The sequence below is a fragment of the Bordetella ansorpii genome (assembly GCF_900078315.1).
Lineage (GTDB): Bacteria > Pseudomonadota > Gammaproteobacteria > Burkholderiales > Burkholderiaceae_B > Bordetella > Bordetella ansorpii.
In genome coordinates this window covers 56,323-81,774 of sequence record NZ_FKBS01000015.1, presented here as the reverse complement: position 1 = coordinate 81,774, position 25,452 = coordinate 56,323, and the positions used below count along the sequence as shown (strand labels likewise).

Sequence of the window (25,452 nt, the reverse complement as noted above, 5' to 3'; positions counted from 1 at the left end):
GCAGAGAAACGAGATTATGAAGAAGTTTTTTAACGCTGTCAAGTCAGCTCGCTTCGCTTTTCCATTTTTCGATCAACTTATTTCGTTGACCGGGACCCCGAAGCCGCGCGTCGCGCCAAACCTCAGAACCGCTTCGGATAAGCGCGTTTTCTGAAAAAACCCCTCAGAAAACAACCACTTGACCTAACTTTCTTCACTTCGTCTCGCTGCCGTTTCAGCAACAGAGGGACGAGATTATGAAGAAGTTTTTTCAGCGTGTCAAATCAATCCGCTTCGCTACCGTTTGCAGCCAACCAACCACTCGTTGACCGGGATTCCTCCGCCGCGCCTTACGCGCCAAGCTCCGGAACCACCTCGGCAGCCGCTTCGCCCAAAACCCAGGCAAAACAACGCACTGACCAGACCTTTCTTCACTGCCCTGCTTGCTCGGCACCTACCGCGTCGTCGCTATTGCGTAGAACGTTTCAACTGCCGAGCCAATAACTATAGCACAGGGTTTCTACCGAATGCAAATAGGGACCGATGAATCGTTACGCCTCCGTGAAGAAACGGTGGAATCTTGGTGACGGTTCCCTGCAACTCCCGCGACAACCCGCCTCTTCGCCCCGCCATCGTTCATGGCTTACGGTACCCTACGCCGTAGAGCATCCACCCTATATATAGAACGAGAACATGAGCGAAGACATCCTGATCAATGTCACTCCCTTCGAGACGCGCGTCGCGCTGGTGGAGCAGGGCGCCGTCCAGGAGCTGCACGTAGAGCGCAGCATCCAGCGGGGCCAGGTGGGCAACATCTATCTGGGACGGGTGGTGCGCGTGCTGCCCGGCATGCAGAGCGCCTTCATCGACGTGGGCCTGGAACGCGCGGCCTTCATCCATATAGCGGACCTGCGCGAGAACCGCGCCGAGCGCAGCCAGGGCCAGACCCCTACTCCTATAGAGAAGCTGCTGTTCGAGGGGCAGACGCTGATGGTGCAGGTGATCAAGGACCCTTTGGGCACCAAGGGCGCCCGGCTGTCCACCCAGATCAGCATCGCCGGCCGCATGCTGGTGCATTTGCCGCACGATCCGCACATTGGGATTTCGCAGAAGATCGACTCCGAGACCGAGCGCACGCAACTGCGCGAACGCCTGCAGGCGCTGATCCCCCCTGAAGAGAAAGGCGGCTTCATCGTGCGCACCCAGGCCGAGGGCGCCACCGATGACGAGATCGCCGCCGACCTGGAGTATCTGCGCAAGCTGTGGGCCAGCGTGCAGGCCGCCGCTCGCAGCCAGCCCGCCCCCACCCTGTTGCATCACGACCTGACCCTGGCGCAACGGGTGTTGCGCGACATGGTGGGCCCGCACACCGGCAGCATCCAGGTCGATTCGCGCAGCACGACGGCTGCCCTGCAGGAATGGGCCCGGCTGTATACGCCGTCGGTGGTGGAGCGCGTGCGGCACTACAGCGGCGAACGCCCCCTGTTCGACACCGCCGGCGTCGACGAGGAAATCGCCCGCGCGCTGTCGCGCCGCGTGGATCTGAAGTCGGGCGGCTACCTGATCGTGGACCAGACCGAGGCGCTGACCACAGTGGATGTGAACACCGGCGGCTTCGTGGGCGGCCGCAATTTCGACGACACCATCTTCAAGACCAACCTGGAAGCCGCGCAGGCCATCGCCCGCCAATTGCGGCTGCGCAACCTGGGCGGCATCGTCATCCTGGACTTCATCGACATGGAGGATCCCGAGCACCGCGAAACGGTGCTGGCGGAACTGAAGAAGGCCCTGTCGCGCGACCGCACTCGCATGACGGTGAACGGCTTCACGCAGTTGGGCCTGGTGGAGATGACCCGCAAGCGCACCCGCGATTCGCTGGCGCATCAGCTATGCGAACCCTGCCCCATGTGCCAGGCGCGCGGCACGGTGCGCACGCCGCGCACCGTCTGCTATGAGATCCTGCGCGAGATCCTGCGGGAAAGCCGGCAGTTCAACCCGCGCGAGTTCCGCGTGCTGGCCTCGCAACAGGTGGTGGATCTGTTCCTGGAAGAGGAAAGCCAGCATCTGGCCATGCTGGGCGATTTCGTGGGCAAGCCCGTCACGCTGGAAGTCGAGGCGACGTATGCCCAGGAGCATTACGACATCATCCTGATCTGAACAGCGCCATCACCCGCTGGCCTGAACAGCGGCCTTCGGCAACGCTGGCGCATCCCACCCACCGCCCAACGACTTATAAGCGGCCACCGCGGCGCGCGCCGCATCCACCTGGGCCTGCGCCCTTTGATCCGACGCCTGCAACAGCGATGCATCGGCGTAAAGCACTTCGATCAGACTCGAGGCGCCGCGCTCGTACGCCGCCTGGGTGGAAGCCCGGGCGCGTGCCAGCGATTCCTCACCTCGCACCAGCGTCGTTGCCTGTTGACCACGATTGAGAAGCGCCGAGAACGCGTTCTCGACATCTTCCGTGGCGCGCAACACCGACAGCCGATAGGCAGCCAACGCTTCGGCATCGCGTCCCTTTGCAAGATTGATTTGAGCGTTGATACGCCCAAAGTCGAATAGACGCCAGCGCAGTCCGAGCAAGCCGGTCGTCTGGCTTGCGCCGCTCGTAAACAAATTGCCGCTGGACACTGTCGTTGCACTGCCGATCAGTCCGCTCAAGGAGAACTTCGGGTAGTACTCGGCAATCGCTTCACCGATTCGTGCGTTCGTGGCCTCGAGCCGCCTTTCAGCCACGATCAGGTCGGGGCGCCGCTGCAGGAGATCGGAGGGTGAGCCCATTCCCGCGATGGGGGGCGGGGCCGGAATTGCCACGGGCGGCGCGAGCTGCGCGCGGGAGGTGCCCGGTGGTTCACCGAGCATCACGTCGAGCGCATTCATGGCGGCGTCCAGGCCTGCCTGCAATGCCGGTACCGTCGCCTGCGCTTGCGACAGCGCGCCCTCGGCCTGTCGCAGCTGGTATTCCGCAGCCAGGCCTTTCTCGAAAAGCAGGGCCACTTTATTGACGAGCGCTTGACGGGTCGCGGCCTGGCGCCGCGCAATGTCCATCCGCGCCTGCAGGCCACGGATCGCAATGTAGGTATCCGCGGTCTGCGCAGCCACCGCCAGGCGCGTCGCGGCGGCGGCGGCTTGAGAGGCTTGATAGTCTGCCAGCGCCGCTTCGCGCCCCCGCCGCAGGCCACCGAACACGTCGATCTCCCAGCCCGCCTCGAGGTTCATCTCGTAGGCATTGCCCCAGCGGTCGTAATCCGGCGTACTGTTCACCACCTGCCCCAAGGGCGTCTCGACCGATTGATATGCACGCCCCGCGGAGCCGCTGATGCCCGCGGACGGCAGAAGCGCGGCGTTGGCGGCCCCCAACCCCGCGCGGGCTTGAGTGACGCGCGCCGCGGCTTGCGCCAGATCCAGATTCTGCTCGATGGCCCTGGCCACGAAATGCGCAAGCATCGGATCGTCGAAGCGCTGCCACCATGACGACAGCCCAAGCGGGGCCGGCGAATGCGCAGGATCGGAGGCCCCGTTGCCGGTGAAGTGCGCCGGCAATGGAACGCTGGGCTGGCGATAGTCGGGACCTACCGCGCAGCCGGCCATCAGGCTGGCGCTGAGCGATAACAGGAAAAATCGACGGGCAGACATGGACGTCCTTAGAAACGCGATAACGGCCGAATGGCAAGTGACTATAATACAATTTGGTCACTTGTTGTCAATGGTTGGCTTGCGGTAAGCTGGCGCCATGACTAAGGCAACCTCTCCCAGCCCTCAAACCCGCGGCCCCTCCGACCACGATGTCCGTGACCAGATCGTCGAAGCGGCCACGGAGTACTTCTCCCTGTACGGCTTTGAGAAGACCACGGTTTCCGACCTTGCCAAGGCCATTGGCTTTTCCAAGGCCTATATCTATAAATTCTTCGATTCGAAGCAGGCGATCGGCGAGGTCATCTGCGGCAATCGTCTCAACGTCATCATGACCGTCGTAGACCAGGCCGTCATGGACGTGGAGTCGGCGCCGGAGCGGCTGCGCCGCATGTTCAAGACGTTGGTCGAGGCCGGCAGCCAACTGTTCTTCCAGGACAGCAAGCTCTATGACATCGCGCGCATGTCGGCCAGCGAATCGTGGCCCTCTGCGCGGGCGTACGAAGCACACATCAAAGACCTGATTCAACAGACTGTGCGCGCGGGGCGCGACGCCGGCGACTTCGAGCGCAAGACGCCGCTGGACGAGACCGTCAACGCCATCTACCTGGTGATGCGGCCATACAGCAACCCGCTCTTGCTGCAGCACAACCTCGAGAACGCCGGCGAGGCGGCTGCGCAACTCTGCAATCTCATTCTGCGCAGCCTGGCGCCGTAGTATGGCGCGATTTGACTATTGACTATTTTGGTCACTAGAATGAGAATGGAGTCCTTCTTTTGTCAGGAATGGACCCATGCTGCGGCGCCCGCTTGTCCCGATTACCCTCTGCCTGCTGCCTCTCGCCCTGGCGGCCTGCGGCGACAGCCCGCCCGCCGATCCGCGGGTTGATGCCCCCCTCGTCCGAGCCAGCGTAGCGCAACCGGCGCCCACTACGTCGCGCTCTTTTTCCGGAGTGGTAGCGGCACGCGTGCAGAGCGACCTGGGCTTTCGCGTATCCGGAAAAGTGCTCGAGCGCCTGGTCGACACTGGGCAAACCGTGACGCGCGGCCAGGCGCTGATGCGCCTGGATCCCATCGACCTGGGCCTGCAGGCGCGCGCGCAACGTGAGGCCGTGGCTGCCATCCGCGCTCGCGCCCGCCAGACGGCCGATGACCAGGCGCGCTACCGCGGTCTGGTCGCCGAAGGCGCGGTCTCGGCCTCTGCCTACGATCAGATCAAGGCAGCCGCCGACACGGCCCGCGCAGATCTCAAGGCGGCCGAAGCACAAGCCGACGTCGCGAAGAACGCATCGGATTACGCGGTGCTCGTTGCCGATGCCGACGGTGTCGTCGTCGACACACTGGCCGAGCCCGGGCAGGTCGTCAGCGCGGGGCAAACGGTCGTGCGCCTAGCCCGAGCGGGCCAGCGCGAGGCCATCGTGCATCTGCCCGAAACGCTGCGCCCGGCTGTGGGATCCCGCGCGCCGGCCCGGCTTTATGGCGGCGGGCACACGACCGCGCCTGCCACGCTTCGACAGTTGTCGGACGCCGCGGATCGCGTGACGCGGACCTTCGAGGCCAGGTATGTGCTCGAAGGCGACCTCGCCCGCGCCCCCCTGGGCGCCACCGTGACGATCGATATCGACGCGGGCGATAACGCCATGGCATGGTTGCAAGTGCCCATCGGCGCGATCTTCGACCCCGGCCAAGGCCCTTCGGTGTGGGTGATCGCCACGTCGGGCCACATTGCCCGGCGCGCCGTCCAGGTGCACAACCTCACCGACGATGCGGCACGCGTAGGCGGCGATCTCAAGGCCGGCGAGCAGGTCGTCGCACTGGGCGCACACCTGCTGCAACAAGGCGATAAGGTCCGGCTGATCGGCCCGGCCGAGGCAGGCACGCCGGGAGAACGTCAATGAGCGAAGGCCGGTTCAATCTATCGGCGCTCGCGGTACGCGAGCGGTCGATCACGCTCTTCCTGATTTTTCTGGTTTCCGTGGCGGGGGTTCTCGCCTTCTTTCAGCTCGGCCGCGCGGAAGATCCTCCGTTCACCATCAAGCAGATGACCGTCATCACCGCTTGGCCTGGCGCCTCGGCCCAGGAGATGCAGGATCAGGTTGCCGAGCCGCTCGAAAAGCGTCTGCAGGAGCTGCGCTGGTATGACCGTACCGAAACCTATACGCGCCCGGGCCTGGCGTTCACCATGGTGTCGTTGCAGGACAGCACGCCGCCCTCGCAAGTGCAGGAAGAGTTCTATCAAGCTCGCAAGAAGCTTGCCGACGAGTCCCGGCGATTGCCGGCGGGCGTGATCGGACCAATGGTCAACGACGAATACGCGGATGTGACGTTCGCCCTGTATGCCCTGAAGGCCAAGGGCGAACCGCAACGCAAGCTCGTGCGCGATGCCGAAGCGTTGCGCCAGCAGCTGCTGCACGTCCAGGGCGTCAAGAAGGTCAATATCATTGGCGAGCAGCCGGAGCGCATCTTCGTTTCGTTCTCGCATGACCGGCTCGCCACGCTCGGCGTGAATCCTCAGGATATCTTTGCCGCGCTCAACGGACAGAACGTGTTGACGCCCGCCGGCTCGATCCAGACGCGAGGCCCGCAAGTGTTCCTGCGCGTGGAGGGCGCATTCGACGACCTCGAGAAAATCCGCCAGACGCCCATCGTGGCGCAAGGTCGGACGCTGAAGCTGTCGGACGTAGCGACCGTGGAGCGCGGCTATGAGGATCCCGCAACCTTCCTCGTGCGCAACAACGGCGAGCCGGCCCTCCTGCTGGGCGTGGTGATGCGGGACGACTGGAACGGGCTCGAGCTGGGCAAGGCGCTCGAGCAGGAAGTCACGCGGATCAATCAATCCCTGCCGCTCGGGATAAGCCTGAGCAAGGTCACCGATCAGGCCGTGAACATCAGCTCCGCCGTGGACGAGTTCATGATGAAGTTCTTCGCCGCACTGCTCGTGGTGATGCTGGTCTGCTTCGTGAGCATGGGCTGGCGCGTCGGTGTCGTCGTCGCAGCCGCCGTACCGCTCACGTTGGCCATCGTTTTCGTGATCATGGCCGCCTCGGGAAAGAACTTTGACCGCATCACGCTGGGCTCCCTGATCCTGGCGCTGGGATTGCTGGTGGACGACGCGATCATTGCCATCGAAATGATGGTGGTGAAGATGGAAGAGGGATACAGCCGCATCGCCGCGTCGGCCTACGCATGGAGCCACACCGCGGCACCGATGCTGTCCGGCACGCTCGTGACGGCCGTGGGGTTTATGCCGAACGGCTTCGCGCGTTCCACGGCGGGCGAGTACACCAGCAACATGTTCTGGATTGTGGGCATCGCACTGATCGCTTCGTGGATCGTCGCGGTCGCCTTCACGCCCTATCTGGGCGTGAAGATGCTGCCCGACATAAAGAAGGTCGAGGGTGGACATGGCGCGATCTACGACACGCGGGCCTACAACCGATTCCGGCGCTTGCTCAAGCGCGTCATCGCCCGGAAATGGTGGGTGGCCGCCACGGTGATCGGCGCCTTCGTGCTCGCCATCGTCGGCATGGGCCTGGTCAAGAAGCAGTTCTTCCCGACCTCGGACAGGCCCGAGGTGCTGGTGGAGGTTCAACTGCCCTATGGCACGTCGATCGAAGAGACGAGCAAGGCCACGGCCAAGATCGAGGCCTGGTTATCCCGACAGGATGAAGCCAAGATCGTGACCGCGTATGTGGGCCAGGGCGCGCCACGCTTCTTCCTGGCGATGGCGCCGGAATTGCCCGACCCGTCGTTTGCCAAGATTGTCGTGCTGGCGGGGGACGAGAAAGAGCGCGAGGCCCTGAAACATCGCCTGCGTCAGGCGGTGGCAGACGGCCTTGCGCCCGAAGCGCAGGTGCGCGTCACGCAGATCGTGTTCGGCCCACCGTCGCCCTTTCCGGTCGCGTATCGCGTAACAGGCCCCGACGCCGAGACACTGCGCACGATCGCCGCGCGCGTCGAAACCATCATGCGGGCCAGCCCGATGATGCGTACGGTAAACATGGACTGGGGCGCGCGCGTGCCGGCATTGCATTTCGTGCTGGATCAGGATCGCATTCAAGGCGTCGGACTGAGTTCGGCCGCGGTCGCGCAGCAGCTGCAATTTCTGTTGAGTGGCGTGACACTCACGGAAGTGCGAGAGGACATCCGTTCGGTTCAGGTCGTGGGGCGGGCCGCCGGCGACATACGCCTTGACCCGGCAAAGATCGGTGGACTTACCTTGGTGGGATCGGCTGGACAGCGCATACCGCTGTCCCAGGTGGGCACCGTGGAGGTGCGCATGGAAGATCCGATCTTGCGCCGTCGAGACCGCACACTGACCATCACCGTGCGCGGCGACATTGCAGAGGGACTGCAGCCTCCGGATGTCTCGACTGCGGTCATGAAGGAGCTTCAGCCCGTCATCGACACGCTTGCACCGGGCTATCGCATCGAGCTGGCTGGTTCGATCGAAGAGTCGGCCAAGGCATCCACGGCGATGCTACCGCTGTTTCCCATCATGATCGCCATCACGCTGCTCATCATCATCCTCCAGGTACGCTCGATTGCCGCCATGGTGATGGTGTTCGCCACGAGCCCGCTCGGCCTGATCGGCGTGGTGCCGACCTTGCTGCTTTTCCAGCAGCCTTTCGGCATCAACGCGCTGGTGGGCCTTATTGCCCTGTCCGGCATCCTCATGCGCAATACGCTGATCCTGATCGGCCAGATACACCACAACGAACAGGAAGGGCTCGCGCCCTACGACGCGGTGGTCGAAGCCACCGTGCAGCGCGCGCGGCCGGTAATCTTGACAGCGTTGGCAGCCATCCTCGCCTTCATCCCGCTGACGCATTCGGTATTCTGGGGCACGCTGGCCTACACACTCATCGGCGGCACGTTCGCGGGCACGATCCTGACGCTTGTGTTCCTGCCAGCGATGTACGCCATCTGGTTCAAGATCCGCCCCACACCGTCGCACCCCGGCGTCGCGACGCAACCGGCACCGGCTTGATCGACGAGGTGGAGCGTCCATTTTTTGAGGCGGCCAACGACGGCCGCCTCGCGCATGACGCCAAGAAGCCAACCGCAGGGCGGTGAATGAAAAGCCCCCGGCTCAAAAGGGAGAAGGGGGCTATCTAACAACAAAACAGGCTGGTGAGGTATTAGAACGGAATATCGTCGTCCATATCCGCCAGATTGGCGCCGCCGGCCGGAGCCGCCGCGGGCGCTGCCGGGCGCTGCGGAGCCGGACGCGAGGCCGGGGCCGCGCGCTGCTGGCGCGGAGCGCCACCACCGCTGTTCTCGTCGAAGCCGCCGCCGTAGCCGCCCCCGCCACTTTCGCCGCCGTCACGGCCGCCCAGCATCTGCATCTGGTCGGCGACGATTTCGGTGCTGTAGCGGTCGGCGCCGGTGTCCTTGTCCTGCCACTTGCGCGTCTTCAGGCGGCCTTCGATGTAGACCGAACGGCCCTTCTTCAGATATTCGCCGGCGATTTCGGCCAGGCGGTTGTACATCACGACGCGGTGCCATTCGGTTTCTTCGCGGCGCTCGCCCGAGGCCTTGTCCTTCCACTGCGACGTGGTGGCGATGGACACGTTACAAATGGCAGCCCCGTCCGGGCTGTAGCGCACTTCCGGGTCGCGACCCAGATTGCCGACGATGATGACTTTATTGACCGATGCCATGCCGATACCCCTGTGTATTGGCCGCCCGGCCGCGGATGCGGCGGGGCGTACAACAACAACTAAGATGTTCCAAGATCGGCTTCATGAAACACGCCGGTCTGCGTAGACGCATGGACCGGCGCACCAAGGAAGCCATGAATGAGCGCCATTATCGGCGATCTGCCGGGCCGCCACAAATACCCACCGTGACCAAAGGGTCACGCTTTGCTACTCGCCCGCGGACGACCCCTTGGCCGCAAGGGGCTTCAAACCCCAGCTGGCCAGCAGCCACAGCGCCGCCAACACTGCCGCCAGGCCATACACCCCGGGCGCGCCCGCATGGGCAGCCATCCAGCCGCCCAGCGCCCCGCCGCTGAACAGGCCGGCGGCCTGGGCCGTGTTGTAGTAGCCCAATGCCAGGCCCTTGTGGGTCGGCGGCGCCACGCGCGACACCAGCGAGGGCTGCAGGGCCTCGAGCACGTTGAACGCCACGAAGAATGCCGTCAGGCCAACTGCCAGGGTGTAGAACCCGTGCGAGGCCGCCGGCAGCAGTCCACAGACCACCACCAGCCCGCCCACGCAGGCCAGCAACGCGCCGCGATGTGCCTTGCGCGTCTCGGCCAGGAACACCACGGGCACCATCAAGACAAACGACACCAGGATGATGGGCAGATAGACTTTCCACAGATCCTGGATGGCCAGGCCGCCCGCCTGCGCCAGCAGGGCCGGCGACACGACGAACAGCGATACCTGGATGAAGTGCAGGCAGAACACGCCGAAATTCAGGCGCAGCAGGTCGCGATGCTTCAGCACTTCGCCGGCCGTGGCGGCCCGCATGCTGCGCGCGTCGCTGCGTGGCACCACCGGAACCACCCAGCGCGCCACGGCCAGACAGGCCACGCCCAGGCAGGCGATGGTCCAGAACAGACCCGGCAGGCCCCACCAGCCCACCAGCAGCGGGCCGAGTATCAGCGAGACCGCGAATGAAATCCCGATGGAGCCGCCCACCATGGCCATCGCCCGGGTGCGCACTTCGTCACGGGTGGCGTCCGCCAGCCAGGCGGTCACCGCCGCCGAGATGGCGCCCGCCCCCTGGATGGCGCGCCCGATGGTGATCCAGAACACGTCGTCCGCCTGCGCGCACACCACGCTGCCGATGACGAACAGCAACAGGCCCAGCAACACTACGGGCCGGCGCCCCCAACGGTCGGAGGCCAGGCCGAACGGAATCTGCATGACCGCCTGGGTCAGACCGTACATGCCCAGCGCCAGGCCGACGCGGGCCGGATCGTCCCCACCCGGCAATCCGCGCGCCGCCACGGCGAACACGGGCAACAGCAGGAACAACCCCAGCATCCGACAGGCGAACAGGCCCGCCAGCGCCACGCTGGCGCGGCGCTCGGAGGGTGTCAATTTCAACTTGGGACTGGCCGGCATGCAGGAATTCTGGTTAGGGCGGGAGGCCCGCGGCGCCGCGCGTAACGCGCGCCCCAGGCCTTGAATGAGACAACGAACAGGACAACGGACGGCAGAACCAGCGAGCCGCAGGCAACACACGGGAAACCGGGCCTGGCAGGCGCGCCGGCGGGATCCGGCGCAACCGCCGGCCACCCGCCCACGAAAACGATCCGCCCAAGAACCCGTCGGGATGGCTCCCGAACGCGGGTAGGTTCGGCGCGCTATAGTACCAAGTTGGCCTTTGAAACTGCTTAAACTTGCTTGAATGCCGATGGACGCGATTCGCATACGGGGTGCACGCACCCACAACCTGAAGAACGTATCGCTGGACCTGCCGCGCCACCAGCTGGTGGTGGTGACGGGCCTGTCCGGTTCGGGCAAGTCCTCGCTGGCGTTCGATACGCTGTACGCGGAAGGCCAGCGCCGATACGTGGAAAGCCTGTCGGCGTACGCGCGGCAGTTCCTGCAACTGATGGACAAGCCCGACGTGGACCTGATCGAAGGCCTGTCGCCTGCGATCTCCATCGAGCAGAAGGCGTCCAGCCACAACCCACGCTCCACGGTGGGCACGATCACCGAGATCCATGACTACCTGCGCCTGTTGTATGCGCGGGTGGGCACGCCCTACTGCCCCGACCACGGCCTGCCCCTGCAGGCGCAGAACGTCAGCCAGATGGTGGACGCGGTGCTGACGTGGCCGGCCGAGACGAAGCTGGCCGTGCTGGCTCCCATCGCCCGCGCGCGCAAGGGCAGTTTCGAGGACGAATGCGCCAGCCTGCAGGCACAGGGCTACGTGCGGCTGCGCGTGGATGGGCAGATGGTCGAGATCGACTCGATGCCCCCGCTGAAGAAAAACGAGAAGCACGATATCGACGTGGTCATCGACCGCCTGCGCGTGCGCCCGGAAAGCAAGCAACGCCTGGCCGAGAGCTTCGAGACCGCGCTGCAGCTGGCCGACGGCCGCGCCATTGCCCTGGACATGGACAGCGAGCGCGAGCAGATCTACTCCAGCCGCTACGCGTGCCCGGTGTGCAGCCACAGCCTGCCGGAACTGGAGCCGCGCCTGTTCAGCTTCAACAACCCGATGGGCGCGTGCCCGTCGTGCGACGGCATCGGGCAGGTGGGCTTCTTCGATCCCAAGCGCGTGGTGGCGTTTCCCGAACTGAGCCTGGCCGCCGGCGCGATCCGCGGCTGGGACCGCCGCAATTCGTTCGCCCACACCCTGCTGACCAGCCTGGCGGCGCACTACGGCTTCGACATCGATACGCCGTTCGAGAACCTGTCGGAAGACACGCGGCACAAGGTGCTGTACGGCTCAGGCGAAGAAGAGATCCAGTTCTTCTACCTGAACGAGAAGGGCAAGAGCACGACCAAGCGCCATGCGTTCGAGGGCGTGATTCCGAACCTCGAGCGCCGCTGGCGCGACACGGACTCGGCCAACGTGCGCGAGGAACTGGGCAAGTACCGCGCCATCAAGACCTGTCCCGATTGCGGCGGATCGCGCCTGCGCGCCGAGGCGCGCCACGTGTTGATCGGCGACGATCCTCGCGCCGGCCAGGGCGGCGGCGAACGCCACGGCCAGGCCATCTACGAAGTCGAGGCCATGCCGCTGTCGACCTGCCTGGAATGGTTCCGCGCACTGACACTGACCGGCGCCAAGCAGGAGATCGCGCAGCGCATCGTGCGCGAGATCGAGGCGCGCCTGAGCTTCCTGAACAACGTCGGCCTGAACTACCTGTCGCTGGACCGCAGCGCGGACACGATCTCGGGCGGCGAGGCGCAGCGCATCCGCCTGGCCAGCCAGATCGGCTCGGGCCTGACCGGCGTGATGTACGTGCTGGACGAGCCCTCGATCGGCCTGCACCAGCGCGACAACGACCGCCTGATCGCCACGCTGCAGCACCTGCGCGACCTGGGCAACAGCGTCATCGTGGTCGAGCACGACGAAGACATGATCCGCATGGCCGACTGGGTGGTGGACATGGGGCCCGGCGCGGGCGAGCACGGCGGCCAGGTGGTGGCACAAGGCACGCCGCAGGCCATCGAGAAGGACGGGCAATCGCTGACGGGCCAGTATCTCAGCGGCTCGCGCGCCATCGAGGTGCCGAAACGCCGTCCCGTCCAGGAAGACATGCCGTGGCTGACACTGGCCGGCGCCTCGGGCAACAACCTGAAGAACGTGACGCTGCGCGTGCCGGCCGGCCGGCTGGTGTGCGTGACCGGCGTCTCGGGCTCGGGCAAGTCGACGGCCGTCAACGACACGCTGTCGGTGGCCGCCGCGCGCGCGCTCAACCACGCGCAGAGCGAACCCGCCCCCTATGCCAGCCTGACGGGCCTGGAACACTTCGACAAGATCATCAGCGTGGACCAGAGCCCCATCGGCCGCACGCCGCGCAGCAACCCGGCCACGTACACGGGCCTGTTCACGCCGATCCGCGAACTGTTCGCCGGCGTGCCCGAGGCACGCACGCGCGGCTACGATCCCGGCCGCTTCAGCTTCAACGTCAAGGGCGGCCGATGCGAGGCCTGCCAGGGCGACGGCGTGGTGAAGGTCGAGATGCACTTCCTGCCGGACATGTACGTGCCCTGCGACGTGTGCCACGGCAAGCGCTACAACCGCGAGACCCTGGAGATCCGCTATCGCGGCCGCAACATCAGCGAAGTGCTCGACCTGACCGTCGAACAGGCGCTGGAATATTTCGAATCCGTGCCCGCCATCGCGCGCAAGCTGCATACGCTGGTGGACGTGGGCCTGTCGTACATCCGCCTGGGACAAAGCGCGACCACGCTGTCGGGCGGCGAGGCGCAGCGCGTGAAGCTGTCGCTGGAACTGTCGCGGCGCAGCACGGGCCGCACGCTGTACATCCTGGACGAGCCCACCACGGGCCTGCACTTCCGCGACATCGAAATGCTGCTGCAGGTGCTGAACCAGCTGGTGGACAGCGGCAACACCGTGCTGATCATCGAACACAACCTGGACGTCATCAAGACGGCCGACTGGCTGGTCGACATGGGGCCGGAAGGCGGCGACGGCGGCGGCCGGGTGGTGGCGCAAGGCACGCCGGAAGACGTGGCGGACAGTCCGGAAAGCCATACGGGCCGCTATCTCGCGCGCGTGTTGCAACGCAACTGAAACCGGGCTGCCAGGCGTACACTGGGGAGATTCCTCGGCCTCGAGACCTCCTCATGTATACCCTGATCATCGCCAACAAGAACTACTCGTCCTGGTCGTTGCGCGCATGGCTGGCGCTGCGTGCCGGCGGCATCGCCTTCAAGGAGCAGAAGGTGGGCCTGTTCACCGGCGAATTCGCTCGCGCCCTCGAGAAAGTGTCGCCCGCCGGCCTGGTGCCGGTGCTGCTGGATGGCGATTTCGCGGTGTGGGACTCGCTGGCCATCTGCGAATACGCGGCCGAACGCCATCCCCAGGCGCAGTTGTGGCCCGCCGAGCCGCGCGCCCGGGCCCGCGCCCGTTCGCTGGCGGCACAGATGCACAGCGGCTTCACCCACCTGCGAAATGTGTTGCCGATGAACGTGGAAGCGCACCTGGCCGGTATCGACATCAGCGAAGCGCAGCAGGACATCTCGCGCATCCAGGCCATCTGGCAGGACACGCGCGCCGAGTTCGGCAGCGGTGGCCCGTTCCTGTTCGGACGCTTCGGCATCGTCGATGCTTTCTATGCCCCGGTCGTATCGCGCTTCGTCACCTACGGCGTGCCGGCCGTGGGATCCGTGCGCGAATACATGGACGCCGTGCTGGCCCTGCCCGCCATGCAGGAATGGACGAGAGAGGCTCGCGCCGAAGCGAATTTCGTGCCGGAAGACGAGCCGTACCGCACGCAGCGTCAATAACGGGCCATTCGTGCGGGACAAATGTCCTGAATTTGCGCCATAAGGCAGAAATTGAGCGGTGGTATAACATCGGGAATCCAGCGCGCTCACAAGACGCGCCCCGTTCCGCTAGCCCTCGATCCCCTATGGATCCCGAACACGAGTTACGCATCGCCGGCGCCTTGTACGAGGGCGTGACGAATGCCTCCCGCTGGCAGGAAGCCCTGCATTTGGCCGCCCATGCGCTGGATACCGACCGCGGCGCTTTTTTGGCGCGCCATCAGGATACGGGCCGCATTATCGTGGGCGAGGTCGAGGGTAATGACCCGTCCATGGTCGCCGAATACGAAGCGCATTACCATGAGCAGGACATCATCAATGCGGTTTCGCACCGCATTTCCGCTGGCGGATCGTTCCTGGACCAGCGCGACGCCACCACGTCGATGCGCGATACGCCCTTCTACAACGATTTCCTGCGCCGGCACGGCGTAGGGTCGCTGATGATGGCGTTTCCCTTGCGCCAGCAAGGCACGGATCACATCGTGTCGTTCCAGCGCGAGCGCGAACGCGGATATTTCGATGTCCAGCACGAAGAAACGCTCAAGCGCCTGGTGCCGCATCTGCAACGCGCCATCGAATTGCGCCTGAAGCTGCGTTCGCTGGAACGTCAGGTGGCCTGGAGCCTGGCGGCGCTGGAAGCCTTTTCCACCCCCATCCTGTTGCTGGACGCAGGCGGCCGGCTGTTGTCCGGCAACCGCACGGCCCAGCAGTGGCATGCCCGGCATGCCGGCAAACTGCGCAACAGCGCGGAATGGCGCCGCCTGCTGGCCACGGCCACCGGCAAGTTGGGCGCCGCGCGCGCGGCTGGCCATCGACTGCCCGACGAAGGAGGCTACGCGGTAGCGCTGCCGGCGCCCTCGGCGCACGCGCATGGCCTGCCCGATGGCCCCATCGCGCTGGTGGTGATTCATCCGGATCGCCTGCGCACCCCCGTGCCGCATGACGTCTTGAAAGACCTGTTCCATTTCAGCCAGGCCGAATGCCGCTTGCTGGACTGCCTGATGGTGGGGCAGACGCTCACGCAAGCCGCCGACACGCTCGGCATCGCCATGGAAACGGCGCGCACGCAGACCAAGTCGATGCTGCACAAGACGGGAACACATCGCCAGGCAGAGTTGTTGCGCCTGGCCTCGCTGTTGCAAGGGCCCGCCTGAATAAAAGGCGCGATACACCGCATTGCAGGCGAACCGCGATAGTCGCGCATAAGCGAGTAATCACTTAGCGATTATCTGGTGGAAATATCGGGGGGGAGAAAAGGCCCCGCCCGGCCAGAGATGTCATGGTGCCCCATTTGGCATCCCGGCGGGCGGGCAAGCACGGCGAATGTGCAAGGTAATCTTATTCGCTTGGTCTTACGCCCGCATCCCCCGTTTGGGGGATATCTCTGTCAAGACTCGTCAATCAGCTCATTTCGAACAAACGGCGATGTTCGCGAATGGCATAACGATCGGTCATGCCGGCGATGTAATCGGCGATCGCCCGTGCCTGCGCCGTATCGTCGTCGCGTCGATAATCGGGCGGCAGCAGGCGAGGATCCTGCAAAAATGCGGCATAAAGCTCACGCACGATGCCCCGCGCCTTGGAGGTCATGCGCACCACCTGATAATGACGATACAGGTTGCGGAAAAGAAACTGCTTGAGTTCGTCGGCCTCTTCGCGCACGGCCGTTGAAAATCCGGCCAGCGGCGGCGCCTGGCGGACCGCATCGACGCAGTCCGGCGCGTGCTCGCGGATCATTGACAGGGTGGTTGCAGTCAAGTCGGCAATCAACGTATTGATCATGCGCCGGATGGTTTCCGCCACGGCGCGGCGCGATGCCAATTGCGGATAGCGCTGCATCACCTCGGCGTAATGCCTCGCGAAAATGCGAATTTGCTGCAATTGCTCGATCGTGATCAGGCCCGAACGCAGGCCATCGTCGATGTCGTGGTTGTTGTAGGCCACCTCGTCGGCCAGGTTGGCGACCTGGGCTTCGAGCGAAGGCTGCGTGCGCTCGAGGAAGCGCAGCCCGACGTCGCCCAACTGACGCGCATGCGCCGCGGAACAATGCTTGAGGATGCCCTCGCGCGTTTCGAAACACAGGTTCAGGCCGTTGAAGTCGGCGTAGCGTTCTTCCAGTTCGTCGACCACGCGCAGGCTTTGCAGGTTGTGCTCGAAGCCGCCGGCCGCAGGCGCCAGTTCGCGCATGCAGGCGTTCAGTTCATCCTGGCCGGCGTGGCCGAAGGGCGTGTGGCCCAGGTCATGGGCCAACGCGATGGCTTCGATCAGGTCTTCGGACAAGCCCAGGCTGCGCGCCAGCGTGCGCGCGATCTGCGCGACTTCCAGGCTATGCGTGAGGCGGGTGCGGAACAGGTCGCCTTCGTGATTGACGAAGACCTGGGTCTTGTATTCGAGCCGGCGGAACGCCGTGCAATGCACGATGCGATCGCGGTCTCGCTGGAACTCGGTACGGTTGCTGGCGGGCGTCTCATCGTGCGCCCGGCCACGCGATTGATTGGGGTGACAAGCGTAGACGGCCAGTGTTGTCATCGACGATCCGACTCCCGATTCATGATGCCCTCAAAGCATGCATGGTGCCTGCTTGCGCCGCGCGCCGCCACCCCGTGGAGAAGTTCATCACTGGGGCGGCCCCGGGGGATCAAGCCACCGTGTGCCGCAACACGTCGCGCACGGCCTCTTCGGGCGCGGTACGGGTGCAGGCTTCGCCGATGCGCGGCATCAGCACGAACTTGATCTCGCCGCCTTCGGTCTTCTTGTCGACCTGCATCAGCGCCAGCCAGCGGTCATCGCCCAGGTCGGGCGCCACCACCGGACAGCCGATGCCGGCCACCAGCGTGCGCACGCGCTGCACGTCGGCCGCGGGAAAGCCGGTCACGCGCGCCGAGAGCTCGGCGGCCTGCACCATGCCGCAGCCCACGGCCTCGCCATGCAGCCATTCGCCATAGCCCATGCCGGACTCGATGGCGTGCCCGAAGGTGTGGCCCAGGTTGAGGATGGCGCGCAGCCCGGACTCGCGCTCGTCCTTGCCCACCACCCGCGCCTTCAGCTCGCACGAGCGGCGGATGGCGTGCGACACGGCCTCGGGCTGCAAGGCGCGCAATGCGGAGGCATTGGCTTCGCACCAGTTCCAGAATTCGGGGTCGAGGATCAGGCCGTACTTGATGACTTCGGCCAGGCCGGCGGAGATTTCTCGGTCGGGCAGCGTGCGCAGCACGTCAGTGTCGATCTCGACGGCGACGGGCTGGTGGAATGCTCCGATCATGTTCTTGCCCAGCGGGTGGTTGACGGCCGTCTTGCCCCCCACCGAGGAATCGACCTGGGCCAAGAGCGTGGTGGGCACCTGCAGGAAACGCACGCCGCGCATGTAGACGGACGCCGCGAAGCCGACCATGTCGCCGATCACGCCCCCGCCCAGCGCCACCAGCAGGGCGCGGCGATCGCAGCGGTTCTCGAGCAGGCCGTCGAAGATGAGGTTGAGCGTCTGCCAGTCCTTGTAGACCTCGCCGTCGGGCAGGTCGATGCGCAGCACACGCTTGCCCGTGCGCTGCAGGGCCGCCAGGGCGCGCTCGGCGTACAGGGCACCGACCGTGGGGTTGGTGACGACGACGATGGACGTGGCGTCGGCAGGAACGCTGGCGTCCAGCATGTCGAGCCGGCCGGCGCCGATGTGGATGGGATAGCGTCCGCCAGGGGTGTCGACGTCGACGACCACGGTCATTGTTGTGCCTCGTAGGCTTGCAGCTTGGGAATCAGCGACTTCACCAGGGAGGACACCGGCGTGCAGCCGGTTTCGACCACCAGGTGCGCCACTTCGTGATACAGGGGTTCGCGCAGTGTGAGCAGCTGGCGCAGGGTGCCGCGGGGATCGGCGGTGGCCAGCAGCGGACGATTGCGGTCGCGGCAGGTACGGCGGTACAGTTCATCCACGCTTGCGCGCAGATAGAGCACCACGCCGCGTTCGCGCAGCAGCCTGCGGTTTTCTTCGGCCAGGATGGCGCCGCCACCCGTGGCGAGTACGATCGCCCGGCGTTGGGTACACTCTTGCAGCGCGCTCGCCTCGCGGCGGCGAAAACCCGCCTCGCCCTCGATTTCGAAGATAACCGGCACGCGCACGCCGCAACGTGCCTCCAGTTCATGATCCAGGTCGACGAATTCGCGGCCCAGCGCGCGTGCCAATCCACGCCCGATGGTGGTCTTGCCGGCGCCCATCATGCCCACCAGGAAGATGGGCAGATCGTACGGCAGACTGGCGAGCGGCTCGCCGCAGGGCAGCGCGCGCGCACCGGCGCACTCGGCGTCGGTGGCGGCGGCGTCCAGGGGCGCGCAAGGATTCGCAAAAACATTCATGCCGGCATTATCCCATTGCCGCCAGTTGCCCGCTTACCACACCGGAACTATTTTGTTACAGAAACCGGGTCGCGGGCCTGAGCCACACCCGGAGTTCACCGTAAAATCGCCGCGATGAGCAAGCGCCAGAATTCTTCGAAGCAGGACCAGCCCGCCTCCGGCGGCTCGCCGATTTTGCGGTTCTTCGTCAAGACCGGCATTTTGTTGGGCGGCCTGGGGCTGTGCGGCGCATTGCTGGCCGGCATGGCCTTGGCGCTGGCCTGGCCCAACCTGCCCGACCTGCACGCGATGACCGACTACCGGCCTCGCGTGCCGCTGCGCGTCTATACGGCAGACAAGGTTCTGATCGGCGAGTTCGGCGAAGAACGCCGCAACGTGCTGCGCTTCAATGAAATCCCGGACGTGATGAAGTCGGCCGTGCTGGCCGCGGAAGACGACCGCTTCTACCAGCACGGCGGCGTGGATTGGGCCGGCGTGGCGCGCGCGGGCCTGACCAACCTGATGAGCGGCTCGAAATCGCAGGGCGCCAGCACCATCACCATGCAGGTGGCGCGCAACTTCTACCTGTCGTCCGAGAAGACCTATTCGCGCAAGTTCTACGAACTGCTGCTCACCTTCAAGATCGAATCGCAGCTCACCAAGGACCAGATCCTCGAGCTGTACATGAACCAGATCTACCTGGGTCATCGCGCCTATGGCTTCGCCGCCGCGTCGCGCACGTATTTCGGCAAGCCGCTGTCCGAGGTCACGCCGGCCGAAGCCGCCATGCTTGCCGGCATCCCCAAGGCGCCGTCGCGCTTCAATCCGCTGTCGAACCGCCCGCGCGCCGAACTGCGCCAGCGCTACGTGCTGAACCGCATGTACTCGCTGGGCTACCTGACCGAACCCGAGTACAAGACCGCCACCGCGCAGCAACTGGTGTTCAAGTCGATGGAAGCCTCGGCCGGCGGCGTGTACGGCATCCACGGCGAGTACGTGGCCGAGCTGGCGCGCCAACTGCTGTACAACGTGTACCAGGACAACCTGTATTCGCGCGGCATCAACATCTACACGACGGTGGTGTCCAAGGACCAGGAAGTGGCCTACAACGCGGTGCGCGACGGCGTGCTGGAATACACGCGCCGCGCGCCCTACCCCGGCCCCGAAGACCAGCTCGACATGCCTGAGGGCGTCGAGAACAACCCCGCCACGCTGGACGAATTCCTGGACGGCGTCTACGACAAGTACGCCGACAGCGGCGACCTGCTGACCGCCGTGGTGCTGTCCGCCAGCCCGACCGAGATCAAGGTCGCGCGCAGCTCGCGCGAGATCATCACCATCAACGGCAAGAAGGCCTTGTCCGTGGTGGCGCGCGCGCTGGGCGACAAGGCCAAGCCGAACGTGCGCATCAAGCGCGGCTCGGTGGTCTACATCCACAAGTACGACGGCGACTGGGAAGTCATCAACTTCCCGGGCGTGCAGGCGGCCTTCGTGTCGATGGTGCCGCAGGACGGCGCGATCCGCGCGCTGGTGGGCGGCTTCGACTTCTTCCGCGGCAACTTCAACCGCGTCACGCAGGCCTGGCGCCAGCCCGGCTCGAACATCAAGCCCTTCATCTATGCCGCCTCGCTCGAACGCGGCCTGACGCCGGCGACGCAGATCTCCGACCAGCCGTTCGAACTGACGGCTGCGCAAACGGGCTCCAAACCCTGGCACCCGAAAAACTACGGCAACCAGTACGAGCCCATGCTGACGATGCGGCAGGGCCTGTACAAGTCCAAGAACATGGTGTCCATCCGTATCCTGCAGGCCATCGGCCCGCAGTACGCGCAGGAGTACCTGACCCGCTTCGGCTTCGACAAGAACCGCCAGCCGGCCGTGCTGCCGCTGGCGCTGGGCGCGGGCTCGGTGACGCCGCTGCAACTGGCCGGCGCCTACGCCGTGTTCGCCAACGGCGGCTACCGCGTCACGCCCTACCTCATCGACCGCGTCACCGACAGCTCGGGCAAGGTGCTGATGCAGTCCAAGCCGGTCACGGCGGGCGACCAGTCGATCCGCGCCATCGATCCGCGCACGGCCTTCGTCGCCGACGACATGCTGCGCGGGGTCGCCACCAGCGGCACCGCGGCGCGCGCGCGCGCCACGCTCAAGCGCAGCGACGTGGCCGGCAAGACCGGCACCACCAACGAATCCGTCGACGCCTGGTTCTCGGGCTACACGCCGGCGCTGGTGGGCACCGCCTGGCTGGGCTACGACCAGCCGCGCTCGCTGGGTTCGCGTGAAACCGGCGGCGGCGTGGCCATGCCGATCTGGCTGGAATACATGCAGGAAATGCTCAAGGGCGTACCCGAAGAAAAGCAGCGCCCGCGTCCGGAAGGCCTGCTGGTGGACGGCGGCGAATACTACTTCTCCGAGTATCCGCCGGGCCAGGCCGTGGCGTCGCTGGGCCTGGTCTCCGCCCCTGCCGCGCAGCAAGGCGACTCGCTGGGCGACTTCCTGAACGGCCTGCGCGACGACAGCGAGATCCGCGCCGCCCCCGGCGCGCGCGGCGGCCAGACCTGGTCGCAGAACATTCCCTTCTAGACAAAACGGGCCGCCCTGATGGGCGGCCCGCATGTCAGACGCGCGCCCGGCTTACAGGCGCCCGTTTACACGCGGACCGTCACAGGCTGGCCCGCGGCCAGGGAACAGATCTGCGACAAGGCCTCGGGCAGCGCCGGGCCGCCACGGGTGTCATTCCACTGCTGGCCATCGTAGCGATAATGGAAGCCGCCGGTGCGCGCGGCCACCCACAGTTCCTGCATGGCGGCCTGCGAGTTGATGACGACATGCGTGCCGTCCTCGAACACCAGGGTCAGGACATTGCCGCTGCGGCTGGCTTCGACATCGATGTCGAGCGTAGCGGCCCAGTCGTCGGACTGGCTCTCGATGCTGTCCAGCACCTGGTCGATCAACGCAAGAAATTCGGTTTCGGTCATAATTCCATCTGCACGATTTACGGAGTCTTCTGTGTCCCCACTGGCATGCAGCCGCAAGGCTCTACGCATTGTAGCCACGCTGGCAGCCGCCAGCATGCTGGCCGCTTGCGGTTTCAAGGGGCCGCTGTACATGCCCGGAGATGACGCCAAAGGCGCCGGCAGAGGCAACCAGCAGGCCTCCTCCACGAATCGGCCCGGCAGCAGCACCCCCCAGCTTCCTTCCAACAGCACCTCCCAATGACCTCGTCCGCCTCCTTGATCCAGCCCGAACTGGCTGGCCATCCGCATTTCCATTACCGCGACGGCGTGCTGCACGCAGAAGGCGTGGCATTGGACAAACTGGCAGCCGAGCTGGGTACCCCGCTGTACGTCTATTCCCGCGCTGCGCTGGCCACCGCCTGGCAATCGTACCGCGACGCCATCGGCGATCGCCCGGTGCTGGTCTGCTTCGGCATGAAGGCCAACTCCAACCTGGCCGTGCTGAAGGAATTCGCCCGCATGGGCGCCGGGTTCGACATCGTCTCGGGCGGCGAGCTGCAGCGCGTGCTGGCAGTGGGCGGCGATCCGTCGCGCGTGGTGTTCTCGGGCGTGGGCAAGCAGGCCTGGGAAATGCGCATGGCCATCGAGGCCGGCGTGAAGTGCTTCAATGTCGAATCGCAGGCCGAGCTGCGCCGCCTGTCGCAAGTTGCCCACGAAATGGGCAAGGTGGCGCCGGTGTCGCTGCGCGTCAATCCCGACGTGGATGCCCAGACGCACCCCTACATCTCCACCGGCCTGAAGGAAAACAAGTTCGGCATCGCCATCGAAGCCGCGCTGGACGCCTACCGCCTGGCGGCCTCGCTGCCGGGCTTGAAAGTGGTCGGCGTCGATTGCCACATCGGCTCGCAGCTCACCGACATCAGTCCCTATTTCGATGCGCTGGAAAAGCTGCTCGACCTGATCGACCAGTTGGCTGCCGCCGGCATTACCATCGCACACCTGGACCTGGGCGGCGGCCTGGGCATCCGCTACACGGATGAAGTCCCGCCTTCGCCCAAGGCATTGCTGGACCGCGTGTTCGACCGCCTGCAGGCGCGCGGCTACGGCCACCTGCACCTGATGCTGGAACCCGGCCGCTCGCTGGTTGGCAACGCCGGCCTGCTGCTGACCACCGTGCAGTTCCTGAAGCACGCGGACGCGCGCAACTTCGCCATCGTCGATGCCGCGATGAACGACCTGCTGCGCCCGTCCCTGTACGAGGCCTATCACGGCCTGCGCGCCGTGACGCCGCGCCAGGGCGCCACGCAGGAATACGACGTGGTCGGCCCGGTGTGCGAAAGCGGCGACTGGCTGGCGCGCCAGCGTCAGTTGCACGTGGAGGAAGGCGACGTGCTGGCGCTGGAATCCGCGGGCGCCTACGGCATGGTGATGGCCAGCAACTACAACTCGCGCGGCCGCCCGGCCGAGGTGATGGTCGACGGCGGCAAGTACTACGTGGTTCGCCAGCGCGAAACCATCGAGGATTTGATGCGGGGCGAGACGACGCTGCCCTGATCGCCAGCCCTGGCGCCTGGGTGGGTGCGCCAAGGAAAACAGTCCGATCACGCGGCTTGCCGCCTGATCGGATTTTTTATCCGCTGACGATGATTCAGCCGATCTATTTCCCGCAAATTATGCGGAGAATAAGGACGGCATTCGCCGCAGTCGCCGTCCCCAGCGTAAGCAGCACCGCCCCTGGCCAGGTTTGCTATAAAGAACGACCTGGGCATGCCTGTACGGCGGAAAGAACTTGTCTGCGATCCAACTGTTGAACCGATGCGGCGCAATGCTGGTCGTGGCCGTGGCCATCGCCGGCTGCTCGACCACCGGCAAGGACGCATCGTCTGAGAAGGACGGCGATACCCCGTCCAGCAGCGAAGCCAGCAAGGCCGACGACGCGAAAGCCGCGCAGGAAAAAGCCAATTGCCGCAAGAACCGGCGCAGCTGCATCTTCAAGGGCTCGTACGAACCGGGTGAAGCGCATTATGCAGAGAAGGAAGCGCAGCGGCTGAACAAGGCAGAGGCCGAACGGTTGCGTCGCGCATTCGCGCGCTGACGCCTGGCGACCTTCGCACCTCACGAAATGCGGTCACGGCGTTGCCCAGGCAACAACAAAGCGGGGCGGCACCTGCGCCGCCCCGCTCGCATTGAATTTCGCCTGTCCGGCAGGCAGCCCCGCGCCTACAGCTCGCCGTACGAGTGCAGGCCCGACAGGAACATGTTCACCCCCAGGAAGGCGAAGCCGGTGATCAGCAGCCCCACCAGGGCCCAGTACGCGGCCATGCTGCCGCGCAGGCCCTTGATCAGGCGCATGTGCAGCCAGGCGGCGTAATTCAGCCAGACGATCAGGGCCCAGGTTTCCTTGGGATCCCATTGCCAGTAGGCGCCCCAGGCATCGGCGGCCCACAGGGCGCCCAGCACGGTGGCCACGGTGAAGAAGGCGAAGCCCACCGCGATGGCGCGATACATGATGTCGTCCAGCACTTCGAGCGATGGCAGCGCGCGGGCAATGGGACGCCGCGCGGCCAGGATCAGGCCGGTGATGACCACGCCCACGCCCCCGTAGATCATCCAGGTGGCCGACAGGCCATCGGTGCGGAACACCATGGGCTCGGCGCACAAGAGCACCCCCAGCACGAACAGCGGCGCCAGCTTGGCCCACGACGCCGTTTCGCCATGCTGCTTGATCAGATAGGCGAAGCCCACCATGGCGGCCAGCGAGAAGGTGCCGTAGCCGATGAAGTTGGCCGGCACGTGCAGCTTCATCCACCAGCTTTTCAGGGCCGGCACCAGCGGCTGGATCTGGCCGGCGTCACGCGTGAACGAGTACCAAAGCAGGAACACGATGGCCGACGAGATGACCAGCAGCACGAAGCCGCCGAGGGCGCGCGTGGCGTACTTGCGTTCGTAGTACAGGTAGAACAGCGCCGTGATCAGCGAGAACAGCACGAACACTTCGTACAGGTTGCTGACCGGAATGTGGCCCAGGTCGGGGCCCATCAGATGGCTTTCGCGCCAGCGCACCAGCAGGCCGGTCAGGCCGGCGAAGACGGCGCCCCAGGTCAGCGCAGTGCCCAGCCAGGCGCTGGTGGGGCTGACGATGCCGCCCCAGTAGCACACGGTGGCCAGCATGAAGAGCGCGCACATCCACAGCACGGCGGACTGCGACGAGAACAGGTACTTCAGGAAGAACACGTGCTCGGCGCGCGCCAGGTCGTTCTGGTAGAGCATCAGCGCCAGGCCGGCCGCCAGCGCACAGGCGATCATCAGGCCACGCAGCGGCCGCCACAGCCAGCCGAGCCAGGTCAGCGCGGGCACCAGGCCGCACAGGATCACCGTTTCGTAGTAATCCATGGCATGGCCGAAGCGGTTGATCGCGAAGCCCGCGCCAACGGCCAGCAGCAGGAAGAAAACGGCGTCGGTCCAATCGGGACGGCCGCGGCGCTCGCGGCTGTCGCCCGTGGCCGAAACGCCTTGCGGCCAGGCGGCCGGCGAGGGAGAAGTAGTGGTGGTGGACATGAAAGAAAAGC

Annotated in this window: 19 protein-coding genes; 11 read left to right on the top strand and 8 right to left on the bottom strand. The window is 65.4% G+C overall.

Features of this window, described 5'->3' with window-relative positions:
• Positions 1-672 precede the first annotated feature (672 nt).
• Positions 673-2,136, top strand: a complete 1,464-nt coding sequence (rng, locus tag A7W11_RS14985) for a ribonuclease G (protein WP_066414316.1) — start codon at positions 673-675, stop codon at positions 2,134-2,136.
• Between the two features lie 9 nt (positions 2,137-2,145).
• Here the strand turns inward: rng and A7W11_RS14980 are convergent, their stop codons facing one another.
• A complete protein-coding gene (locus A7W11_RS14980; protein WP_066414305.1) occupies positions 2,146-3,615 on the bottom strand; it encodes an efflux transporter outer membrane subunit in 1,470 nt (489 codons plus the stop codon).
• Between the two features lie 97 nt (positions 3,616-3,712).
• Here A7W11_RS14980 and A7W11_RS14975 point away from each other — a divergent pair, with 97 nt between their 5' ends.
• The 3 genes from A7W11_RS14975 to A7W11_RS14965 all read left to right on the top strand — a co-directional run bounded on the left by A7W11_RS14975 (position 3,713) and on the right by A7W11_RS14965 (position 8,602).
• Positions 3,713-4,330 (top strand): TetR/AcrR family transcriptional regulator, encoded by a 618-nt coding sequence (locus tag A7W11_RS14975; protein ID WP_066414300.1) that lies wholly within the window; start codon positions 3,713-3,715, stop codon positions 4,328-4,330.
• A gap of 76 nt (positions 4,331-4,406) precedes the next feature.
• Entirely contained in the window at positions 4,407-5,510 is a 1,104-nt protein-coding gene (locus A7W11_RS14970) for an efflux RND transporter periplasmic adaptor subunit (RefSeq protein ID WP_066414297.1), read from the top strand.
• Complete coding sequence (locus A7W11_RS14965) at positions 5,507-8,602, top strand: efflux RND transporter permease subunit (RefSeq protein ID WP_066414295.1); 3,096 nt, start codon at positions 5,507-5,509, stop codon at positions 8,600-8,602. The genes A7W11_RS14970 and A7W11_RS14965 overlap by 4 nt, the downstream gene beginning before the upstream one ends.
• 151 nt (positions 8,603-8,753) lie before the next feature.
• Here the strand turns inward: A7W11_RS14965 and ssb are convergent, their stop codons facing one another.
• Positions 8,754-9,275 carry a single-stranded DNA-binding protein gene (gene ssb / locus A7W11_RS14960; RefSeq protein WP_066414293.1) on the bottom strand — a complete coding sequence of 174 codons (522 nt, stop codon included), beginning with the start codon at positions 9,273-9,275 and terminating at the stop codon, positions 8,754-8,756.
• A 207-nt stretch (positions 9,276-9,482) separates the two neighbouring features.
• Entirely contained in the window at positions 9,483-10,691 is a 1,209-nt protein-coding gene (locus tag A7W11_RS14955; protein WP_066414284.1) for an MFS transporter, read from the bottom strand.
• A 292-nt stretch (positions 10,692-10,983) separates the two neighbouring features.
• On the opposite strand from A7W11_RS14955, the gene uvrA reads away from it, so the two are divergent.
• The 3 genes from uvrA to A7W11_RS14940 all read left to right on the top strand — a co-directional run bounded on the left by uvrA (position 10,984) and on the right by A7W11_RS14940 (position 15,754).
• Positions 10,984-13,845: an excinuclease ABC subunit UvrA gene (gene uvrA / locus A7W11_RS14950; protein ID WP_066414283.1), complete on the top strand. Its 2,862-nt coding sequence runs from the start codon at positions 10,984-10,986 to the stop codon at positions 13,843-13,845.
• A 53-nt stretch (positions 13,846-13,898) separates the two neighbouring features.
• Positions 13,899-14,561, top strand: coding sequence for a glutathione S-transferase family protein (locus A7W11_RS14945; RefSeq protein WP_066414282.1), 663 nt, complete (start codon positions 13,899-13,901; stop codon positions 14,559-14,561).
• Between the two features lie 125 nt (positions 14,562-14,686).
• Positions 14,687-15,754: a helix-turn-helix transcriptional regulator gene (locus A7W11_RS14940; RefSeq protein ID WP_066414279.1), complete on the top strand. Its 1,068-nt coding sequence runs from the start codon at positions 14,687-14,689 to the stop codon at positions 15,752-15,754.
• A gap of 247 nt (positions 15,755-16,001) precedes the next feature.
• Here the strand turns inward: A7W11_RS14940 and A7W11_RS14935 are convergent, their stop codons facing one another.
• From A7W11_RS14935 to A7W11_RS14925, 3 genes are all read right to left on the bottom strand, one after another.
• Positions 16,002-17,129 (bottom strand): deoxyguanosinetriphosphate triphosphohydrolase, encoded by a 1,128-nt coding sequence (locus A7W11_RS14935; protein ID WP_066414277.1) that lies wholly within the window; start codon positions 17,127-17,129, stop codon positions 16,002-16,004.
• Positions 17,130-17,238: 109 nt separating this feature from the next.
• On the bottom strand, positions 17,239-18,318 hold the full coding sequence (gene aroB / locus A7W11_RS14930) for a 3-dehydroquinate synthase (RefSeq protein WP_066414274.1): 1,080 nt from the start codon (positions 18,316-18,318) through the stop codon (positions 17,239-17,241).
• Positions 18,315-18,947 (bottom strand): shikimate kinase, encoded by a 633-nt coding sequence (locus A7W11_RS14925; RefSeq protein ID WP_066414272.1) that lies wholly within the window; start codon positions 18,945-18,947, stop codon positions 18,315-18,317. The genes aroB and A7W11_RS14925 overlap by 4 nt, the downstream gene beginning before the upstream one ends.
• A gap of 114 nt (positions 18,948-19,061) precedes the next feature.
• Here A7W11_RS14925 and A7W11_RS14920 point away from each other — a divergent pair, with 114 nt between their 5' ends.
• The gene (locus A7W11_RS14920) at positions 19,062-21,509 is read left to right on the top strand and encodes a penicillin-binding protein 1A (RefSeq protein ID WP_066414270.1); all 2,448 of its coding nucleotides are present in this window, start codon (positions 19,062-19,064) and stop codon (positions 21,507-21,509) included.
• Positions 21,510-21,574: 65 nt separating this feature from the next.
• Here the strand turns inward: A7W11_RS14920 and cyaY are convergent, their stop codons facing one another.
• Positions 21,575-21,904: an iron donor protein CyaY gene (gene cyaY / locus A7W11_RS14915; RefSeq protein WP_066414267.1), complete on the bottom strand. Its 330-nt coding sequence runs from the start codon at positions 21,902-21,904 to the stop codon at positions 21,575-21,577.
• On the opposite strand from cyaY, the gene lptM reads away from it, so the two are divergent.
• The 3 genes from lptM (at position 21,816) to A7W11_RS14905 (ending at position 23,978) form a co-directional block, all read left to right on the top strand.
• Positions 21,816-22,145 (top strand): LPS translocon maturation chaperone LptM, encoded by a 330-nt coding sequence (lptM, locus tag A7W11_RS29065; RefSeq protein WP_328587206.1) that lies wholly within the window; start codon positions 21,816-21,818, stop codon positions 22,143-22,145. The two genes, cyaY and lptM, sit on opposite strands and share 89 nt — an antisense overlap.
• A complete protein-coding gene (gene lysA, locus A7W11_RS14910) occupies positions 22,142-23,437 on the top strand; it encodes a diaminopimelate decarboxylase (RefSeq protein ID WP_066414265.1) in 1,296 nt (431 codons plus the stop codon). The genes lptM and lysA overlap by 4 nt, the downstream gene beginning before the upstream one ends.
• A gap of 271 nt (positions 23,438-23,708) precedes the next feature.
• On the top strand, positions 23,709-23,978 hold the full coding sequence (locus A7W11_RS14905) for a hypothetical protein (RefSeq protein WP_066414263.1): 270 nt from the start codon (positions 23,709-23,711) through the stop codon (positions 23,976-23,978).
• 125 nt (positions 23,979-24,103) lie between these two features.
• Here the strand turns inward: A7W11_RS14905 and ccsB are convergent, their stop codons facing one another.
• Positions 24,104-25,441, bottom strand: coding sequence for a c-type cytochrome biogenesis protein CcsB (gene ccsB / locus A7W11_RS14900; protein ID WP_066414261.1), 1,338 nt, complete (start codon positions 25,439-25,441; stop codon positions 24,104-24,106).
• Positions 25,442-25,452 lie beyond the last annotated feature (11 nt).

What these genes read in the sequence shown, in the direction of transcription:
- rng (WP_066414316.1), top strand. Translation starts at nt 673, where the DNA reads ATGAGCGAAGACATCCTGATCAATGTCACTCCCTTCGAGACGCGCGTC.
- A7W11_RS14980 (WP_066414305.1), bottom strand. Translation starts at nt 3,615, where the DNA reads ATGTCTGCCCGTCGATTTTTCCTGTTATCGCTCAGCGCCAGCCTGATG.
- A7W11_RS14975 (WP_066414300.1), top strand. Translation starts at nt 3,713, where the DNA reads ATGACTAAGGCAACCTCTCCCAGCCCTCAAACCCGCGGCCCCTCCGAC.
- A7W11_RS14970 (WP_066414297.1), top strand. Translation starts at nt 4,407, where the DNA reads ATGCTGCGGCGCCCGCTTGTCCCGATTACCCTCTGCCTGCTGCCTCTC.
- A7W11_RS14965 (WP_066414295.1), top strand. Translation starts at nt 5,507, where the DNA reads ATGAGCGAAGGCCGGTTCAATCTATCGGCGCTCGCGGTACGCGAGCGG.
- ssb (WP_066414293.1), bottom strand. Translation starts at nt 9,275, where the DNA reads ATGGCATCGGTCAATAAAGTCATCATCGTCGGCAATCTGGGTCGCGAC.
- A7W11_RS14955 (WP_066414284.1), bottom strand. Translation starts at nt 10,691, where the DNA reads ATGCCGGCCAGTCCCAAGTTGAAATTGACACCCTCCGAGCGCCGCGCC.
- uvrA (WP_066414283.1), top strand. Translation starts at nt 10,984, where the DNA reads ATGGACGCGATTCGCATACGGGGTGCACGCACCCACAACCTGAAGAAC.
- A7W11_RS14945 (WP_066414282.1), top strand. Translation starts at nt 13,899, where the DNA reads ATGTATACCCTGATCATCGCCAACAAGAACTACTCGTCCTGGTCGTTG.
- A7W11_RS14940 (WP_066414279.1), top strand. Translation starts at nt 14,687, where the DNA reads ATGGATCCCGAACACGAGTTACGCATCGCCGGCGCCTTGTACGAGGGC.
- A7W11_RS14935 (WP_066414277.1), bottom strand. Translation starts at nt 17,129, where the DNA reads ATGACAACACTGGCCGTCTACGCTTGTCACCCCAATCAATCGCGTGGC.
- aroB (WP_066414274.1), bottom strand. Translation starts at nt 18,318, where the DNA reads ATGACCGTGGTCGTCGACGTCGACACCCCTGGCGGACGCTATCCCATC.
- A7W11_RS14925 (WP_066414272.1), bottom strand. Translation starts at nt 18,947, where the DNA reads ATGAATGTTTTTGCGAATCCTTGCGCGCCCCTGGACGCCGCCGCCACC.
- A7W11_RS14920 (WP_066414270.1), top strand. Translation starts at nt 19,062, where the DNA reads ATGAGCAAGCGCCAGAATTCTTCGAAGCAGGACCAGCCCGCCTCCGGC.
- lptM (WP_328587206.1), top strand. Translation starts at nt 21,816, where the DNA reads ATGTCGAGCGTAGCGGCCCAGTCGTCGGACTGGCTCTCGATGCTGTCC.
- cyaY (WP_066414267.1), bottom strand. Translation starts at nt 21,904, where the DNA reads ATGACCGAAACCGAATTTCTTGCGTTGATCGACCAGGTGCTGGACAGC.
- lysA (WP_066414265.1), top strand. Translation starts at nt 22,142, where the DNA reads ATGACCTCGTCCGCCTCCTTGATCCAGCCCGAACTGGCTGGCCATCCG.
- A7W11_RS14905 (WP_066414263.1), top strand. Translation starts at nt 23,709, where the DNA reads ATGCTGGTCGTGGCCGTGGCCATCGCCGGCTGCTCGACCACCGGCAAG.
- ccsB (WP_066414261.1), bottom strand. Translation starts at nt 25,441, where the DNA reads ATGTCCACCACCACTACTTCTCCCTCGCCGGCCGCCTGGCCGCAAGGC.